Raw genomic sequence first — 17,248 nt, 5'->3', positions numbered from 1 at the left:
CCGGATTGGGCAATATAGTACGACCTTATCACGCTATTTGATCTCGCATTAATCCTCAATAATATAGTTCGTTTTTTTGTAGGTTGGATAATGTAATTGTGAATGGTATTTATAACCATGATGGCGTAATACAGAAAGATCAGTTATGGCCCAAATATGGTTTCTTAGTTAGACATGAGGCTCTGCGTTTGCAGGCTAGATTACCTGCTAGTGTAGAGCTTGATGATCTTATACAGGCTGGTGCAATAGGGTTACTGACAGCTATTGATCATTTTGATCCTAAAAAGGGGATTGGATTAAGTACTTACATTACCCAACGAGTACGTTGGGCAATGATAGATGAGCTACGGGAACGAGATTGGGTTCCCCGTAGGGTTCGCAGTAATGCACGTGAAATTGCAGTCATAATTCAACGGATTGAACAGGAAAGTGGCCATGTTGCGACAGAAGCTGATGTGGCCAACAGCATGGGAGTAACATTACCTGAATATCAGAAAATGCTGGCAGATACAAATAGCAGCCAACTCTACTCTTTAGATGAATTGCAAGAAGAACTTGCAGATGGTTTTGAGCAATCGGATACGCAACATGAAATGTTAAATCCTTTGCATGAAATAATGAAAGGGAATTTAACAAAACAAATTAGCCGAGAGATAAAAGCACTTCCAGAGCGGGAGCAGTTGTTATTGAATTTGTATTATCAACAAGAGCTGAACATGAAGGAAATAAGTGTTTTATTAAACGTAACTGAAACGAGAGTCAGTCAGTTGCATAGTCAGGCAATTAAGCGTTTGCGGGCAAGATTGGATGCTATAAACATCTGATTACACATAATTTTATAAGAAAATTCTTACTATGTGACTTTAATCACTTTAGAGGGGATTTGTTTGTAATGATTTGATTTTATTAGTGATTTTTATCAAGTTGATATTGGTGGTTGATGGGTTTTAGTCAACTTAATGTTGAAATTCTAACATTAAGTGTTTATTATGTTTGAACAGTATCCCTCTCGCCAATAATCACTTTGAGATATTAGGTTTGACTATTGGTCTTCGCAATTAACGTCATTTTTTGTATTGAGTTTTACGGAGTTAGAAAGACAATTTTTTATCTCAACTGAATGAGAGAGCATGAGCACGGCTTGTATAATCGCAGGATTTACAGAGTCGGATTTATCGTCTCTACATTATAACCAATGTGATGGTAAAGATTATCCTATGGTTGTTTTAATCTATTTACTGTAATCAGCAGTATAACTATAGTTTTAGTCTAATTACCAATTTTTAACATATTAATTAACATTCATCCATGCAGTCGGTGAGATGAATATGGTAACGAAAATGATTGCAGGACATATTGACGAACAGCTACAAAGAATACACGACATTAACTTATCTTACCTGTTGCTGGCGCAACAATTAATTAGAGAAGATAAGTTTGCCGCTGGTTTTCGTTTAGGATTGACTGAAGAAGCTATTGATTCATTGAAAGAGCTCTCACTCCCTCAGTTGATTAAGCTGGCATCGACCAATCAGCTCATTTGCCGTCTTCGTATTGATAACGAAATTGTGATTGATAACTTAACTAAAGATTCTCGTATTGAAGCCTTACAACAGATCCATACAGGCATAATTTTGTCGACTAACTTGCTTAACTCGCTTTCTGAGCAAAATATTACACCGTCTTAAGGAAGTTTGTGATCATGAGTGAGAAAAGTATATTACAGGAAATGAAAGAAGTACAAATTGCGATGGAGCTGATTTCTTTTGGTGCTCGTATGCAAATGTTGGAAAGCGAAACCAGTTTAAGTCGTAGAAGATTATTGCGGCTCTATAAAGAGCTTAGAGGTGTACCACCACCTAAAGGGATGTTGCCGTTCTCTGAAGATTGGTTTATGGCTTGGGAACAAAATATTCATTCATCTATGTTTTATAACATTTACCTTTATTTGCAAAAGACGGAATCTTGTCGGCCAATTGAGGCAACGGTAAAAGCCTATCGATTATACCTGGAACAATGTCCACCACAGCAAGGTGAAAAACAAGTTCTTGGATTAACTCGCGCATGGACATTATTAAGATTCATCAATTGTGGAATTATAAAACATAAAGAATGCTGTATTTGTGGTGGTGGCTTTGTCGTAACGAATGAACACTCGAAAGGTTCATTTACATGTAGTCTGTGTAGCCCACCTTCTCGTGCAGTAAAGAAATGTAAAACACCTGACTTAGCAGTGGGTGATACCCTCGGCATATAACTGACTGAGTGGTTAATAAAAAGTTAATATTAAAGAATAGTATCGGACTTATACGGTACGGACACCCTGTATTTGAAACTCATGGTAACCAAATAGTTAGGTGAGATTAGAGTAATTAAGAGTTAAGGAGTGTATGTGTTAGTCATTATTGGTTATCTGGTTGTCATTTTGACTGTTTTTGGTGGATTTAGTCTCGCAGGAGGAGAGCTTGCTGCGCTTTATCAACCAACGGAACTTTTGATTATCGGAGGCGCAGGTGTCGGTGCTTTTATTGTAGGTAATAATGGTAAATCAATAAAAGCGACCTTTAAAGCCTTCCCACATTTATTAAAAGGCTCAAGTTATACCAAGGTACTTTATATGGACCTTCTGGCGATGTTGTATCTGCTGCTGACCAAAAGTAGGCAGAATGGCATTATGACGCTGGAGAGTGATATTGAGGACCCGCAGAATAGTGCCATATTCTCTGCTTATCCGCGTTTACTTGCTGATCCAATGTTGATGACGTTTATTATCGACTATTTACGCATGATGGTCAGCGGGAGTATGAATTCTTTTGAAATAGAAGCATTGATGGATGAAGAAATTGAAACCTGTGAGCATGAACATGAAGTCCCCGCCCATAGTTTAAATGCTGTCGGTGATGCATTGCCTGCATTCGGTATTGTTGCGGCAGTAATGGGGGTGGTGAATGCATTAGCCGCAGCAGATCGTCCGGCCGCAGAGCTAGGCGAACTTATTGCTCATGCCATGGTGGGGACATTCCTGGGTATTTTGCTGGCCTATGGTTTTGTGTTGCCGCTAGCTTCCCTGTTGCGCCAAAAGAGCAGCGAAGAGATCAAAATGTTGCAGTGTATTCGAGTGACACTGCTCTCCAGTATGAATGGCTATGCACCACAGATCGCGGTTGAATTTGGCCGAAAAACGCTGTTCTCTCCTGAGCGCCCAACTTTCCTTGAACTGGAAGATCATGTCCGTGAGGCGAAATCCACCTCAAATAGCAATACCTCGGATAGCTCGTCATGAACAAATCTGTACAACCCGTCATTATTGTTCGCAAACGCAAACGGCATAAAGCTGAGCACCATGGTGGTTCATGGAAAATAGCTTATGCGGATTTTATGACAGCCATGATGGCTTTTTTTTTGGTGATGTGGCTGCTGTCGTCCTCGACTCCCTTACAACGTGAGCAAATTGCGGATTATTTCAAAACACCGCTCAAGCTGGGGATGGCACAAGGGGAGAGAGTCAGTCTGAGTGACAGCCCTATTCCTGGTGGTGGCGATGATTTTGCGAAACAAGAGGGGGAAGTATTCCGGCAGACACTGAACAAACTGGATGAGCGCAAGCAATCGCTGAATTTACAGCGTGCGCACCAAAAACTTAAAGACCTCATTAAGAATGATCCACGTCTGAGTAATTATAAATCGAATCTTAGACTTTCCCTGACCGAGGATGGATTACTTATCCAGGTCATTGATAGTCAAGAGCGCCCAATGTTCAAGGTCGGCAGCAAAGAGTTAGAACCTTATATGCGTGGGATCCTCCAGGCATTGGTTCCGGTGCTGAACGACCTGCCAAACAAAATCAGCCTGACAGGTCACACGGACTCATTGCCCTATGCTCGCGGAGAAGTGGGATACAGCAATTGGGAGCTTTCGGCTGATCGGGCCAATGCATCACGACAAACTCTGGTTGCCGGTGGATTGGCTGAAAATAAATTTCTGCGTGTGATAGGCACGGCAAACATGATGAATCTGGAAAATGTTAGGCCGGATGATCCTATCAACAGGCGCATCAGTATTTTAGTACTGAGCAAGAATAAGGAAAAAGACATTCTGGAAGAGGATACCGTTTTACAGAGTGTTTCAGATAATCAAGGGAGTGAGAAAATAATAACTGAACTGAAAATGATGTCGACTCGCGAAAAAACAGCGGAAATCGCAGTCGAAACAGACTCTGTTCAGACTAATTCTACACAGGAAAAGGTTGAACAAGATGGACGTGAGTGATTTTTACCAAACCTTTTTTGATGAAGCTGATGAATTATTGGCTGATATGGAAAGGCATCTTCTGGAGCTAGATTTCATTTCGCCAGATAAGGAAATGCTAAACGCGATATTTCGCGCTGCCCACTCAATAAAAGGGGGAGCAGGTACCTTTGGTTTTACGGTGTTGCAAGAAACAACGCACATACTGGAAAACTTGTTGGATGATGCCCGACGTGGGGAACTGCGGTTAAACAGTAACATCATTAATTTGTTTCTGGAGAGCAAAGACATTATGCAAGATCAACTTGATGCGTATAAATCCTCACAGGAACCTAACCAAGAAAGTTTCGAATATATTTGTAATGCCCTACGACTAATAGCGCTGGAAGAGAAGAATAGTAGTACCTCCGTGGTTGTACAGCCCGAGCAAAAAATAGCACGGATAGCTGAACCGAATTTCGCTTTTAATCTATTGACCGTTTCACTCAGTGATATTTCTGAAAGCGATAAAGTGGTGTTGCAAGAAGAGTTGGCAAACCTGGGTGAGGTGATCAGCATACAACCGCAGGCCAATGGGTTGCAGGTACATTTGCAAACTACGACATCAGCTGACGATATACTCGCGGTGTTGTGTTTCATTCTTGAACCTGAGCAGATTGTTATCACGGCAACTGAACCGGCGGCAGAAGATCATACTGAACAGAGCGAGCCGATGACGGCGGATGCGGAAGGTGCGACACCTACTATCTCCGCAAGCCAGCCTCCTAAAGAAGCTGCCGCGACCCCGAGTGAAAATCCCGCAGCGGTCACACCACCAAGACCAAAAGCAGCATCAAAAGCCCCGGCGTCTGAATCAAGCAGCCTTCGAGTCGCGGTGGAGAAAGTCGACCAAATCATTAACCAGGTCGGCGAACTGATCATTACTCAGGCCATGCTGTCACAGCTTTCAGCATCACTGGATCCCGCCTTGCATGACTCATTGATCAGCAGCATTGGTCAGATGGAGCGCAATGCACGGGATTTGCAGCAATCCGTGATGTCCATCCGGATGATGCCTATGGAGTATGTGTTCAGTCGCTTCCCGCGTCTGGTGCATGATCTGGGCGGTAAACTGAATAAAGAGGTTGAATTAACCTTAAAAGGCGGTTCTGCCGAGCTGGATAAGAGCTTGATTGAACGGATTATTGACCCGCTGACTCACTTGGTGCGCAACAGCCTGGATCATGGTATTGAGTCAACGGAGATCCGTCGAGAGAAAGGAAAACCGACTAAAGGCAATCTCACCCTTTCAGCAGAACATCACGGTGGCAGCATTGTGATCGAAGTGATCGATGACGGGGCTGGCCTGAATCGTGACAAAATCCTCGCCCGTGCACGTTCGCAAGGGATGGTGATTAACGAAAACTGGAGTGACGAAGAGATTTGGATGCTCATTTTTGCTGCCGGTTTCTCGACAGCAGAAAAGGTCACGGATGTTTCAGGCCGTGGTGTTGGCATGGATGTGGTGCGCAGAAATATTATGGCAATGGGCGGCCATGTCGAAATCCATTCAGTTGAGAATAAAGGCACGACCATTCGAATTATTTTACCGCTGACGTTGGCAATATTAGATGGTATGTCAGTACGAGTGGGCAATGAGATTTATGTTTTGCCGCTGGGAACAGTAATGGAATCGCTCAAGCCGTCTGAAAATGCACTGTATCGAATGGCGGGTAATGAATTGATGCTACAGGTCCGGGGTGAATATATGCCTCTGGTCGAACTACATCAGATATTCGATATCGTCAGCGATTCAACACTGGCCAATGAAGGAATTGCCGTTATTTTGCAAAGTGCAGGTTGCCGTTATGCACTGCTTGTCGATCAGCTAATTGGCCAACATCAAGTGGTGGTCAAAAACCTAGAGCTTAATTACCGTAAAGTGCCAGGTATATCGGCAGCGACCATATTGGGTGATGGCAGTGTCGCATTAATTTTGGACGTCGCCGCCTTGGTCACGCTTTGTAAAGATAAAACAGTGGCTGAAAAACAAAATTAACTTGAATCGATTGAATGAGGTAATTCAATGAACTTATCTGGAACAGAAAAACGAATGGGTGAACAAAATTCCGGCCAGGAATATCTGGTATTCACGTTAGGTAAGGAGGAGTATGGTATTGAAATCCTGAAAGTTCAGGAAATCCGTAGCTATGATCGTGTCACGCGTATTGCGAACACCCCAGATTTTATTACTGGCGTAACTAATCTTCGTGGTGTCATCGTACCTATCATTGATCTCAGAGTTAAATTCCAACTGCATTCTGCAGAGATCGATGAAAACACCGTTATCATTGTACTAAATTTGACCAGCCGTATTGTCGGTATTGTAGTTGATGGTGTTTCAGATGTACTCGCATTAACCGATGAACAAATTAGGCCTGCTCCTGACTTCTCTGTAACACTCTCCACTGAGTATTTATTGGGGTTAGGCACAGTTAACGAGCGTATGCTTATTCTGGTTGATATTGAGAAACTGCTCAACAGTGAGGAAATGGATCTTGTCGATCAAATCACTGAAACTATCCACGAATAATACGACTGTCCTACTCTTTATTTTTGGAAAAATAAGCCTCTATAATAATATAGCAGGCTAGAATACTCTGTTTATTATCTTAATGCTTATCGCATTCTTATCATGGGACTCTGTATCCATGATACTTCTATGCGGTATTTGGCAAACATAAGTTAATCACTTATGTTTGTTTTATTAACAGCAATAATTATAAAAGTGATAAGGGTGGTTATTTTGTTATATATTGTTAGTGTTAAAAAGATGATGAGATTTTATCTTGGCATGATTGTGCTATTTTTTATTTTTCTGGCTGGTCTCAGCCTAAAAATGTCTAGTGATGCCCGTGATAATTTTTCAGATACGGTCAGTCTACATACCCGAGTAAATTTGGTGCAACAGGCTCAATATAAATTGAGAACAGTTCGTGGTGAACTTGCCTCTCTTACAATGGCTGCGATGTCGAATCAGCCTATTGATCCAGCAAGAGTTAACGCCATACGTAATCATAATAAAGAGGTGCGGAGTATTGTTGAACAATGGATCCGCGAACCAAAAACATCAACTTATAATCAGGAGTTATCTGAGCGTGCCGGTGCTGTATTTGTTAAACTTCTGGACAATTACATGCGCTCTCTGGATAACTTACATCAGAGTGCTCAGATCATCAATGAATCTGATGCTCTTATGCATCAGCTTGAAGGTTTAAACCAAGAATATTTAAAAATATCTGCGGATCTTATCTCCTCTTACGAGAATAAAACCGAGTTATTGCACCGTGCGCTGATTGTCTCGTTGGTAATCATTTCCGGGCTATTTATCTTGCTGTATTTATCACTGTTCCGTTATATCACTCGAAATGTACTTGATCGTTTGGCTGAAGCATCAACTATTTTCTCTGAAATAAGCAAAGGACAGCTTGCCAAAAAAGTGCCGCAATATGGCAGTAATGAGATTGGTAAACTGTTTGTCAATATTGAGCTTATGCGAAAATCTTTGGCTGAAATAATATCAGGAGTCAAAGAGGCGGCAACTAATATCAAAAATAACTCAGTGGAGATCGCTGAGGGGAATAATGATTTATCTTCGCGTACTGAAGAGCAGGCAAGTGCCTTGCAAGAAACAGCAGCCAGTATGGAGCAAATCAAGACCACCGTTGAGAATAATACTACCCATGCCCATGAAGCGAATAAGCTGGCCATGGACACTAAAGACATGGCGGATAGTGGCTCATTGATTATGGTCGATGTCGTTCACTCGATGGATACTATTGCCAATCATGCCAGCCAGATTTCCAATATTATTAAGGTGATCGACGGTATTGCTGGTCAAACTAATATTCTGGCGCTTAATGCTGCGGTTGAAGCAGCCCGTGCCGGTGAGCAGGGCCGAGGTTTTGCTGTAGTCGCAACTGAAGTTCGTAATTTGGCACAGAGAAGTGCAGATGCCGCTAAAGAGATTCGTGGTCTGATTGAGCACTCTGTTCATGATACTCAGACCGGGAGCAAGCGAGTAGACAGCGCTAAAAATACCATGACTGAGATTGTTGCCATGGTCAGTAAAGTGAGTGGTATTATGCAAGATATTACCCAAGCATCTGAGGAGCAGAGCATGGGTATTCGCCAGGTAGCCGTCGCTATTAATGAAATGGATGTGGTGACTCAGCAGAACTCGGCCTTGGTTGAAGAGTCTGCGACCATTACCGCATTGATGAATGAACAGACCATGGTAATGGAAGAGATGGTGTCAGTTTTTCAACTTAATGAAGCAGAATTATCCCGCTAATAAATTAATCCGATAGTCCCAGCGGCAGGATATATTCTGCCGCTTTTTTATTATGCCAATTTGCCCGATTCTCTGCATTAACACGACATCATGTTGATGTTCTGCATTAGTTAATCTCATTTCCCTCTTCTGCTATTACCGACATTAGATTTTTTGCTTATTGATTGATGTGGATTGGCCTCTGTCGATTCAATCTGATTAAGCGATGATTTCATATAGGTTCTTCCCGCCCGTTGTTCTACCTATTTCTGCAATAGCACAGTAAAATACCTGCACTAATATTATGGAATTGCCCAGTTATTGACAGGCTACGCGACATTTATATGCTAAAACGGGCTATAAAGTATAATGAATGGACGGTTTATGGATTCACTGTTTTTGGGGTTGCAGGAGAATACTCAATGTCCGTGAGAGTGTTACTTTTACTTCAATCTCATTTTCAAGTAAGAATTGAAATGCCGCACACTCATTATCTAAAATTAACTCGATGCGGGGATCTTCTCCTGTGTATTGGTTGACAATACTTTCGATATCTATCTTTATCTTATTCATTACATCATTAAGCAATATTTCTCTCTCGTCAGTCATGTTTTTCATGGTGTATCCTTTTTAGTGTAAAGATATCGCTGTTTTCCTGGCATGTTACTCACCAAGTCATCTCATATCTGTTGTGGTATTCAGTCAGCGGTGGTTATCCTAATAATGTTGATGAGGTTTATATGTTACTGCTTTTGAATTTTTATTTATGTGGGTGTGTTTGTCCTCTGGCTAAATAGCCAATTAAATCATAATGTACCTTCATTAAATATTCATTGACGTTTGTCATGCTGCTTTTTAATAAAAGAGAGTCAGAAAATAGACTGTTACACTAATAAGTTATGGGAGGATATTATTCTAAATAAAAACCCAGCCGATGAGGGCTGGGTTTAGGGGCTAAGAGGGTATTAAGAGTAATTAGCGCAGCAGGGACAGTACGTTCTGAGGTACCTGGTTTGCCTGGGCCAGTACACTGATACCCGCTGATTGCAGAATATTCGCACGGCTCATTTCAGATACTTCAGACGCGAAGTCGGCATCCAGGATACGTGAACGCGCATCCTGTAAGTTATTGACAGTGCTGTTCAGGTTACTGATAACAGAAGCAAAACGGTTCTGGGAAGCACCCAGGCTAGAACGTAGTCCATCAACCATCGATAATGCTTCATCAATCGTAGCTAACTGGGTGCTTGTTCCGCCAGCTATCATCTCCAGATCAGTATCACTTGCTGCCGTGCCCGCTGCAAATGTTACTTCTGTATCAGTAAAATTAAATGTAGTGTCTAAGTTAATGCTAACTTCTGTACCATCACTCTTTTGACCGATGGCAACAAAGCTGATATCGCCAGTCGTATCATCTGTAATCATATGGACTGTGCCTGAGCCGCCAACCCCGAATGCTTCCTCCTCCATAGCTGCAATGTCAGTAGCGGTTAAGGTCACTGAGACATCATCAGTACCATCCTTGCCCTCTAACGTCATGCCTGCAGACACTTGTTTGATGGTAAAACCTTCAACGCTGCTCTCTGAGGAGGCTACGTTAAAATCAGCCATATTCAGTGTGGTTGCGTCCATCTTGCTCAGGTCAATACTAATGGTCTGGCCATCGTTGGAACCCACCTGAATGCTTAGTGACTGGTCTTTACTCAGTACTTTTACACCGTTGAATTCAGTCTGTTCAGAGATACGGTTGATTTCTGCCAGACGTGCATCGATTTCATCCTGAATTGACTGACGGTCAGAATCGGAGTTGGTGCCATTCTGCGCCTGTAAGGTCAGTCGACGGATATTTTGCAGGTTATCGTTCACCTCATTCAGGGCACCTTCAGTGGTCTGCGCAAGAGAAATACCATCATTGGCGTTACGTGAAGCCTGGCTTAGACCGTTGATGCTCGCTGTGAAGCGGTTGCTGATCGCCTGACCCGCAGCATCATCTTTCGCGCTGTTAATACGTAGACCTGAAGAGAGACGCTCAATTGCGGTACCCAGTGAAGACTGAGATTTATTTAAGTTATTTTGTGCTACCAAGCTCAGTGAGTTGGTGTTAATGACTTGTGCCATGAAATTGCCTCATATATTTATAGATTAACACTGCAATACTTTTGCAATATAACTATGCGTGTTTCGTTCGCATGTTAAATATATCGGCATTAAAAAAAACATCTAAATGCCTTGTGGCAAATTTTTTCGTTTTTTTTTGAATTTAATATGAAGTGGAGTTGTTTCTCTTTATACGCTAATTTATTAATTTGACGGTCAAAATAGCCAAATTGCATAAATGCCTACACTAATGGCGGTAATTTGACGGTTAGCCTATTGATGGTGAAACGCAATTGACTAAATATCTAAATCTATTTGTTGAAAAGAGCGTGAGCGTGTTTTTTTACGGATATTGGGTTGATGAGTTAGTGACAAAAAATTAAACTTTATCGGATTAAAACCGATAGCTAATAGAGAAGTGCAAATAAAATAAGATAAATTCTATATAGGAGAATTTAATGGCAACTTTATCATCATTGGGTATCGGCTCTGGCATAGACACTGCGAGCATGCTCGAACAGATCAGGGCGGGGGAGCAGACACGTCTGGCACCCTATACCCGTCTGCAAACCAGTTATAAGTCAAAAATTTCTGCCTGGGGACAAATCTCCAGCTCACTGTCTGCATTGCAAAGTAGCGTTAAAAAACTGACTGGCGATGCATTTAACACTTTAACTGTCAGTTCAAATAAGGCCTTTACTGCAACAGCAACATCTGATGCCAATGCAGATAGTCATGTGGTGACGATTAATCAGCTGGCAACGGCACACAAACTCAGGACCGAAGGGTTTCAGAGCGCTGATGACCGGCTGGGTGATCAAGCTGGAGGTACTCGGACTATTACCATTACCACAGGAAATGGTAACACAACGAGCGTTGAGCTGAAGGATGATCAAACCTCTCTGAACCAAATCAAGGATGCTATTAACAAGCAGGATAGTGATGTTACTGCTTCAGTGCAGCGCACGGATGATGGCTATCAGTTGGTACTGACGTCAAAAAACACCGGTTCTGATGGCGAAATGTCGGTGAGTGTCACGGGTGACGATCAATTGGGTGGCATATTAAACACCCAAAACGGCGGTAATGATCCGGAAGGTACTTCGAATGGTGATGCCATGACATCGGTTAGTGCGGCTCAAGATGCCAAACTCAGTGTTGATGGCAGTGAATATACCCGCTCGACAAATAACATCTCCGACATCATTACGGGTGTGACACTGGTACTGAAAAGTGAATCGGAAGAGGGAAAATCAGAGCAGCTGACGCTAACGAGAGATTCGTCAGCCATCAAGTCTGGCGTCAAGGACTTTGTTGAGAAGTACAATGCCCTGCTCAATCTGACGAGCGCAGCCAGCAAGTATGTGCCTAACGAGACCTCAGGTTTAACTGACTCAGATGTCGCTACCCAGAATAGCCAGAATGGTGCGCTGATGGGTGACTCCACCTTGCGTGGCCTGGTGAGTGAATTTCGTTCTGCAGTCAATGGTGTTTATGGTGATTCGTCAGACGATTATGGTTCACTCGCTGATTTAGGGATCAAAATCGATGCTGCCACCGGGCAAATGACCCTGAATGAAGGCAAGTTAGATGAAGCCATCGCCAATAATCCCGATGGTATCGCTAATATGTTTATTGGTCGTGGCGATAATGAGGGCTTGGCAACATCGCTGAACTCGATGATTACCAACTATGTTGGGGATACAGATAAAAAGATTGATGGAGTCATCAAGGCATCCACGACCAGTCTTGACTCGCAAGTCAAATTGATGACGACCCAAATTGAAAAGACCCAAAAGCTCATTGACTCACAGGTGGAGCGTTACCGGGCGCAGTTTCAGAATCTCGATAGCACTATGTCAAAACTTAATAACCTGAGTAACCAGCTAGGATCTATCTTGGCGTCGCTCTAGGTTATTCAGCTTAATTTGGCAGGAGATGAAGGTCTTCTGCCAATCTATTACGGAGAAAATATGTATTCAAATCCGGGAATTAAAGCCTACGCCCGAGTTGGCCTGGAGAGCCAATTGGCGGGGGCGTCACCTCATCAGTTAATTTCGATGCTGTTGGATGGTGCCCTTAATGCAGTGCTACGAGCAAAAATATATTTTGAAAATGGAAATATTGCAAAGCGTGGGGAGATGATATCCAAAGCGATTAATATTATCGATAATGGATTGCGAGCCTCATTGAATCATGAGAAAGGACAGAATATCGCACAGGACCTTGAACGCTTATATGATTATATGTCAAGGACTTTGCTTCAGGCCAATCTACACAACTCACCTTCAGAACTCACCAGCATCAGCGAAATATTAACGAACCTTGCCAATACATGGAAGGAGATTGAACCTAAGGAATCACAGAAAAAAAATGGTTAATAAACTATCAGAAGATTACGAAAATATTTATAAATTAAATTTGAACCTATTAGATATGGTTAAGGAAGGAAAGTGGACGGAGTTTATTGAATTAGCTGAGGTTTATATTGTTAATTTGCAGGCTCTTATTGAAACGCAACCGACAGAGATGATACCAGATGAGAAGAAAAGTTTGGGTATGATTATAACCAGTTTGCTTGAAAATGAAGATGAAATAACGAAAGTGCTCGAAGAGCGTCTTGATGTATTAAAGCAGGATATATCTTCTTTGTATCAGGGACAGAAGTGCAATAAGGCTTACCTATCACAATTTACCTCTATCTACCATTAATCCCAAAAAAGGCTATTTTGAAAATAAAATAGCCTTAACTTTCTTTTACTCTTTGATGCATTGGCAATTAGCCCAATGCTACCTTCCTATTTACCCACTCTTGCTGACGCAATGATACTCTTATATTTGAAATTTTTTACCCAGTTAATTATTAACGATAATTAATGGTCAGTTGATTGCTTACCACATTAAGGGGAGGAAAGAGCTGCCCTCGGCTCTCTACTGAATAGATAAAATAGAAAGGCCCCTGAGCGGTGAATGATGTGTCGAGGCTCTTTTGCCCGGAGAGTGAATCCAGCAAGATACAGCTTTTCTGGCTGCACAATTTTATTTGTAATCCTGGTGGGGCAGCAGAGAGCAGTGTAATACGCCATGCAATACGGTGTAACGTCGCGCCAGGCGGAAACGCCGGTGTTAATGGGCGGCTCGCCAATATTTGCCCCCCGACACTGACAACCCCACCGGCGGCACTGCCACTCCACGAGCCACTGACAGCAGAAGCCATCAGTGGGAATATACTCAAAGACAGCAGCATTATTAACGATGAGCACTTCATTCTTTTCCACCAATAATATATGACATGCGTACAGTGCGATTGTTGCTGATTTCCTGGTTGGATAATACCGCGAGTTGAGGGAACGCCCGACGCAGGAAACGTGACAGCATGAAACGTAAAGGTTGGTTGACCAGCAGTACCAACGGTGCAGCTATCGCATCTTGTTGCAAAATGGCTTTCTCAGTTTGCCGCATGATGTTATCGGCGATACCGGGTTCTATCGCACTGCCACTTTGGGTCGCCTGAATGAGAAGTCTTTCGAGATTAAGGTCTAATCCGATTACTTGAATTTCATCATTGCCAGGGAACCACTTCTGGGTGATAGCTCGTCCCAGTCTGATACGCACTTGTGCGGTGAGTTCATCAGGGTCAGTTTGGACCGCTGAGCATTCGGCAAGCGTATCAATTATCGTTCTGATATCACGAATCGAAATACGTTCGGCCAATAAGTTCTGCAAGACCTTATGGAAGATGGTCAGAGAGATGATGCCGGGAATAAGGTCTTCAACCAATTTAGGCATATCTTTAGTTAGACGATCCAGTAATTGCTGGGTCTCCTGACGGCCAAATAGTTCATCGGTATGGGTTGAGATTAAATGATTCAAGTGCGTGGCGATAACTGAGCTTGGATCAACAACAGTGTAGCCGAGTGTTTGGGCTTGTTCGCGCAGTACCTCGTCAATCCATACTGCTGGTAAACCAAAGGCAGGATCTTGGCAAGCCTCACCGGCCAACTCCCCATCGGCGCAGCCAGGATTGATCGCCATCCAGCGTTCTGGCTGTATTTCTCCGCGACCAATTTCCACGCCTTTCAATAGGATACGATAGTCTGTCGGTGCTAAATCCAAATTATCACGAATATGTACAGCAGGTGGCAGGAAGCCCATTTCCTGAGCAAACTTCTTACGGATGCCGCGAATTCGTGTCAATAACTGACCATTTTGCTCACTGTCTACCATGGGGATCAAGCGGTAGCCCACTTCCAAGCCTAGAACATCTTCGTGCTGTACATCAGACCATGAGGCTTCACTGACTTGCGCGGCCTGTGCCTCCGCTTTACTCGACGTTTTATCTTCCTTGCTCATTGCCCGCTTACTGCCAGTCGGATCAGCTAATTGGCGGCCGCGCATCCACCAGGCAAGGGCCAGTAGCCCCACGGTAAACAGCAGGAACACAAAGTTTGGCATACCTGGGATGATCCCGAGCAGGCCGGTAACGCCAGCTGCCAGCACCATAACCTGTGGGTTATTAAACAGCTGGCTTACCATCTGTTCACCCACATCCTGATCGGTGGCAACGCGTGTAACAATAACCCCTGCGGCAGTTGAAATAATCAAACCTGGGATCTGAGCGACCAAGCCATCACCGATCGTCAGCAGAGTGTAGGTTCCCGCTGCCTCAGAAAACGACATGTCGTGTTGTAGAATGCCAATGAACAGGCCGCCAATGACGTTAATCGCCATAATCAACAAGCCTGCGATGGCATCACCGCGCACAAATTTACTGGCGCCATCCATTGAACCATAGAAGTCAGCTTCTTGGGTGACATCGCTACGGCGGCGTTTTGCCTCTTCTTCGCCAATAATTCCCGCATTCAGATCGGCATCGATAGCCATCTGTTTACCGGGCATACCATCAAGCACAAAACGAGCGCCGACTTCAGCAATACGCCCGGCCCCTTTGGTGATGACCATAAAGTTGATGATGATTAAAATCACAAAAACAATAATACCAATGGCAAAGTTACCGCCAACCAAGAAATGGCCAAAGGCATCGATCACTTGGCCGGCAGCCCCATCCCCCGTGTGACCATACATGAGGATAATACGGGTCGAAGCAATGTTTAACGCCAGACGCAATAGGGTAGCAAACAGCAAAACAGTAGGAAATGCTGCGAATTCCAGTGTCTTTTGCGTAAACATAGCCACCAACAAAATCATCAGGGAGAGCACGATGTTGAAGGTGAATAATAGATCCAGAATAAACGGCGGCAGAGGCAATATCATCATCGCCAAAATGGTCAAGATTAATACTGGGCCTGCCAGTATTTGCCACTGCGTTTGTTTAAAATCCGGTAGATGTAATTTGGTGGCTAAATTGGCCATCACTCTTTACTCTCTTGTGCAAAATCCAGTGCGGCAGGCACAGGAAGATTTTCAGGTTTTTTAGGACGTATTCCGTTGCCTTTTCGCCAGCGTTTTATGCTGTATACCCAGGCTAAAACTTCGGCGACCGCGCCATACAATTCTGTTGGGATCTGTTCCCCTATCTCGCAATGACGATACAGGGCACGTGCCAGCGGCGGTGCTTCAAGCATTGGAATGCGATGCTTAAGGGCCTCTTCTCGAATGCGTAATGCAACCTCGCCAGCACCTTTGGCCAACATCGTAGGGGCTAACATTCCACCCTCTTTATAGCTAAGGGCGATGGAATAATGAGTGGGGTTATTGACGATGACATCGGCATTGGGAATATCACTCATCATTCGCTGGCTTGCGGCTAAACGTTGGAGTTGCTTGATCCGGCCTTTTAAGTGCGGATCCCCCTCCTGCTGTTTAAATTCATCGCGTATTTCTTGGCGACTCATACGTAACTTTTTAAGATTGCTCATTATCTGGTAGAAGACGTCATAACCCACAAGTGGGATCAGTGCCAAAATAACCATCAATAAACATCCAGAAATAATGGTTCGCGCATCCTTTAAGGCGATATTTATCGGCTCGTAAATAAGCTGGATCATATGTGCTTTATTACCCAAGATAAAAATGGCACAGGCAGAACCAACCAGCATTACTTTCAGGATGCTTTTTAATAACTCGGACACCATTTGTGTCGAAAACATACGTTTTAATCCGGATAAGGGATTCAAACGCTTGAGATCTACTTTTAATGACTTGCCACTTAAATTCAGCCCACCGAGCAGCATCGGTGATGCAATACCGGTTACAAATAGGCCGAGTAAGATGGGTAGCACCGAAAAAATAGCCATCTTAAACAGCTCATAGACCCGGATAAGCATCACGTCAGTATCAAGTACGATCAATCGGTCAAACATCAGTCCGTTATGCAGCAACTGGACAAGTTTCCCGGCAACATGATTGCCACCAATTAGAATCAGAGACCATCCTGCCAATAGCATCAGTATTGAGGTTAACTCTTTAGAACGCGGAATTTGCCCATCTTCACGCGCTTTTGAGCGTCGCTGGGGGTGGGTTCCTCTGTTTTTTCTACATCACTTTCTTCGGACATGGGCTCGACTAAACAAACTGCCGCAGATGCTGGCTAACATTAATGAATGGTTGACTGAATCAAAAATAACACGT

General features: G+C 43.4%; 15 protein-coding genes and 1 pseudogene. 11 read left to right on the top strand and 5 right to left on the bottom strand.

All coding sequences use genetic code 11. The features are described from left to right. The first annotated feature begins 98 nt into the window (after positions 1–98). The 8 genes from HRK25_RS03580 to HRK25_RS03545 all read left to right on the top strand — a co-directional run bounded on the left by HRK25_RS03580 (position 99) and on the right by HRK25_RS03545 (position 8,581). The gene (locus HRK25_RS03580) at positions 99–824 is read left to right on the top strand and encodes an RNA polymerase sigma factor FliA (protein ID WP_005270965.1); all 726 of its coding nucleotides are present in this window, start codon (positions 99–101) and stop codon (positions 822–824) included. A gap of 516 nt (positions 825–1,340) precedes the next feature. Then, positions 1,341–1,688 carry a flagellar transcriptional regulator FlhD gene (gene flhD, locus HRK25_RS03575; protein WP_005270968.1) on the top strand — a complete coding sequence of 116 codons (348 nt, stop codon included), beginning with the start codon at positions 1,341–1,343 and terminating at the stop codon, positions 1,686–1,688. Between the two features lie 14 nt (positions 1,689–1,702). Next, entirely contained in the window at positions 1,703–2,257 is a 555-nt protein-coding gene (gene flhC, locus HRK25_RS03570) for a flagellar transcriptional regulator FlhC (RefSeq protein WP_032896466.1), read from the top strand. Between the two features lie 135 nt (positions 2,258–2,392). After that, positions 2,393–3,283: a flagellar motor stator protein MotA gene (gene motA, locus HRK25_RS03565; RefSeq protein WP_032896468.1), complete on the top strand. Its 891-nt coding sequence runs from the start codon at positions 2,393–2,395 to the stop codon at positions 3,281–3,283. Beyond that, positions 3,280–4,269 carry a flagellar motor protein MotB gene (motB, locus tag HRK25_RS03560; RefSeq protein ID WP_071984880.1) on the top strand — a complete coding sequence of 330 codons (990 nt, stop codon included), beginning with the start codon at positions 3,280–3,282 and terminating at the stop codon, positions 4,267–4,269. The genes motA and motB overlap by 4 nt, the downstream gene beginning before the upstream one ends. Further along, the gene (gene cheA / locus HRK25_RS03555) at positions 4,256–6,286 is read left to right on the top strand and encodes a chemotaxis protein CheA (protein ID WP_032896471.1); all 2,031 of its coding nucleotides are present in this window, start codon (positions 4,256–4,258) and stop codon (positions 6,284–6,286) included. Before motB ends, cheA begins: the two co-directional genes overlap by 14 nt. Before the next feature lie 27 nt (positions 6,287–6,313). Continuing rightward, on the top strand, positions 6,314–6,820 hold the full coding sequence (cheW, locus tag HRK25_RS03550; protein ID WP_005270992.1) for a chemotaxis protein CheW: 507 nt from the start codon (positions 6,314–6,316) through the stop codon (positions 6,818–6,820). Between the two features lie 240 nt (positions 6,821–7,060). Next, positions 7,061–8,581, top strand: a complete 1,521-nt coding sequence (locus HRK25_RS03545; protein WP_032896552.1) for a methyl-accepting chemotaxis protein — start codon at positions 7,061–7,063, stop codon at positions 8,579–8,581. Positions 8,582–8,950: 369 nt separating this feature from the next. Here HRK25_RS03545 and HRK25_RS03540 read toward each other — a convergent pair whose 3' ends face one another. Both HRK25_RS03540 and HRK25_RS03535 read right to left on the bottom strand, forming a co-directional pair. Then, positions 8,951–9,178: a hypothetical protein gene (locus HRK25_RS03540; protein ID WP_005270996.1), complete on the bottom strand. Its 228-nt coding sequence runs from the start codon at positions 9,176–9,178 to the stop codon at positions 8,951–8,953. 357 nt (positions 9,179–9,535) lie between these two features. Then, complete coding sequence (locus HRK25_RS03535; RefSeq protein ID WP_005270998.1) at positions 9,536–10,678, bottom strand: FliC/FljB family flagellin; 1,143 nt, start codon at positions 10,676–10,678, stop codon at positions 9,536–9,538. A gap of 437 nt (positions 10,679–11,115) precedes the next feature. Here HRK25_RS03535 and fliD point away from each other — a divergent pair, with 437 nt between their 5' ends. The 3 genes from fliD to HRK25_RS03520 are packed head-to-tail and all read left to right on the top strand — an operon-like array spanning position 11,116 to position 13,369. Continuing rightward, positions 11,116–12,570 carry a flagellar filament capping protein FliD gene (gene fliD, locus HRK25_RS03530; RefSeq protein ID WP_032896474.1) on the top strand — a complete coding sequence of 485 codons (1,455 nt, stop codon included), beginning with the start codon at positions 11,116–11,118 and terminating at the stop codon, positions 12,568–12,570. 60 nt (positions 12,571–12,630) lie between these two features. Continuing rightward, positions 12,631–13,038 carry a flagellar export chaperone FliS gene (gene fliS / locus HRK25_RS03525; protein ID WP_005271008.1) on the top strand — a complete coding sequence of 136 codons (408 nt, stop codon included), beginning with the start codon at positions 12,631–12,633 and terminating at the stop codon, positions 13,036–13,038. Then, positions 13,031–13,369 (top strand): flagellar protein FliT, encoded by a 339-nt coding sequence (locus tag HRK25_RS03520; protein ID WP_233420391.1) that lies wholly within the window; start codon positions 13,031–13,033, stop codon positions 13,367–13,369. The genes fliS and HRK25_RS03520 overlap by 8 nt, the downstream gene beginning before the upstream one ends. Positions 13,370–13,520: 151 nt before the next feature. Here HRK25_RS03520 and HRK25_RS03515 read toward each other — a convergent pair whose 3' ends face one another. The 3 genes and pseudogenes from HRK25_RS03515 to flhB all read right to left on the bottom strand — a co-directional run bounded on the left by HRK25_RS03515 (position 13,521) and on the right by flhB (position 17,174). Next, positions 13,521–13,925: a flagellar protein FlhE gene (locus tag HRK25_RS03515; protein WP_032896476.1), complete on the bottom strand. Its 405-nt coding sequence runs from the start codon at positions 13,923–13,925 to the stop codon at positions 13,521–13,523. Continuing rightward, the gene (gene flhA, locus HRK25_RS03510) at positions 13,922–16,030 is read right to left on the bottom strand and encodes a flagellar biosynthesis protein FlhA (RefSeq protein ID WP_005271018.1); all 2,109 of its coding nucleotides are present in this window, start codon (positions 16,028–16,030) and stop codon (positions 13,922–13,924) included. Before flhA ends, HRK25_RS03515 begins: the two co-directional genes overlap by 4 nt. Beyond that, positions 16,030–17,174 (bottom strand): annotated as a pseudogene (flhB, locus tag HRK25_RS03505) (flagellar biosynthesis protein FlhB). Before flhB ends, flhA begins: the two are co-directional and overlap by 1 nt. Positions 17,175–17,248 lie beyond the last annotated feature (74 nt).

Origin of the sequence: Yersinia bercovieri ATCC 43970, assembly GCF_013282745.1 — a bacterium.
GTDB classification, from domain to species: domain Bacteria; phylum Pseudomonadota; class Gammaproteobacteria; order Enterobacterales; family Enterobacteriaceae; genus Yersinia; species Yersinia bercovieri.
The sequence above is the reverse complement of the archived record's forward strand: the minus strand, read 5'-3'. Positions and strand labels throughout refer to the sequence as shown.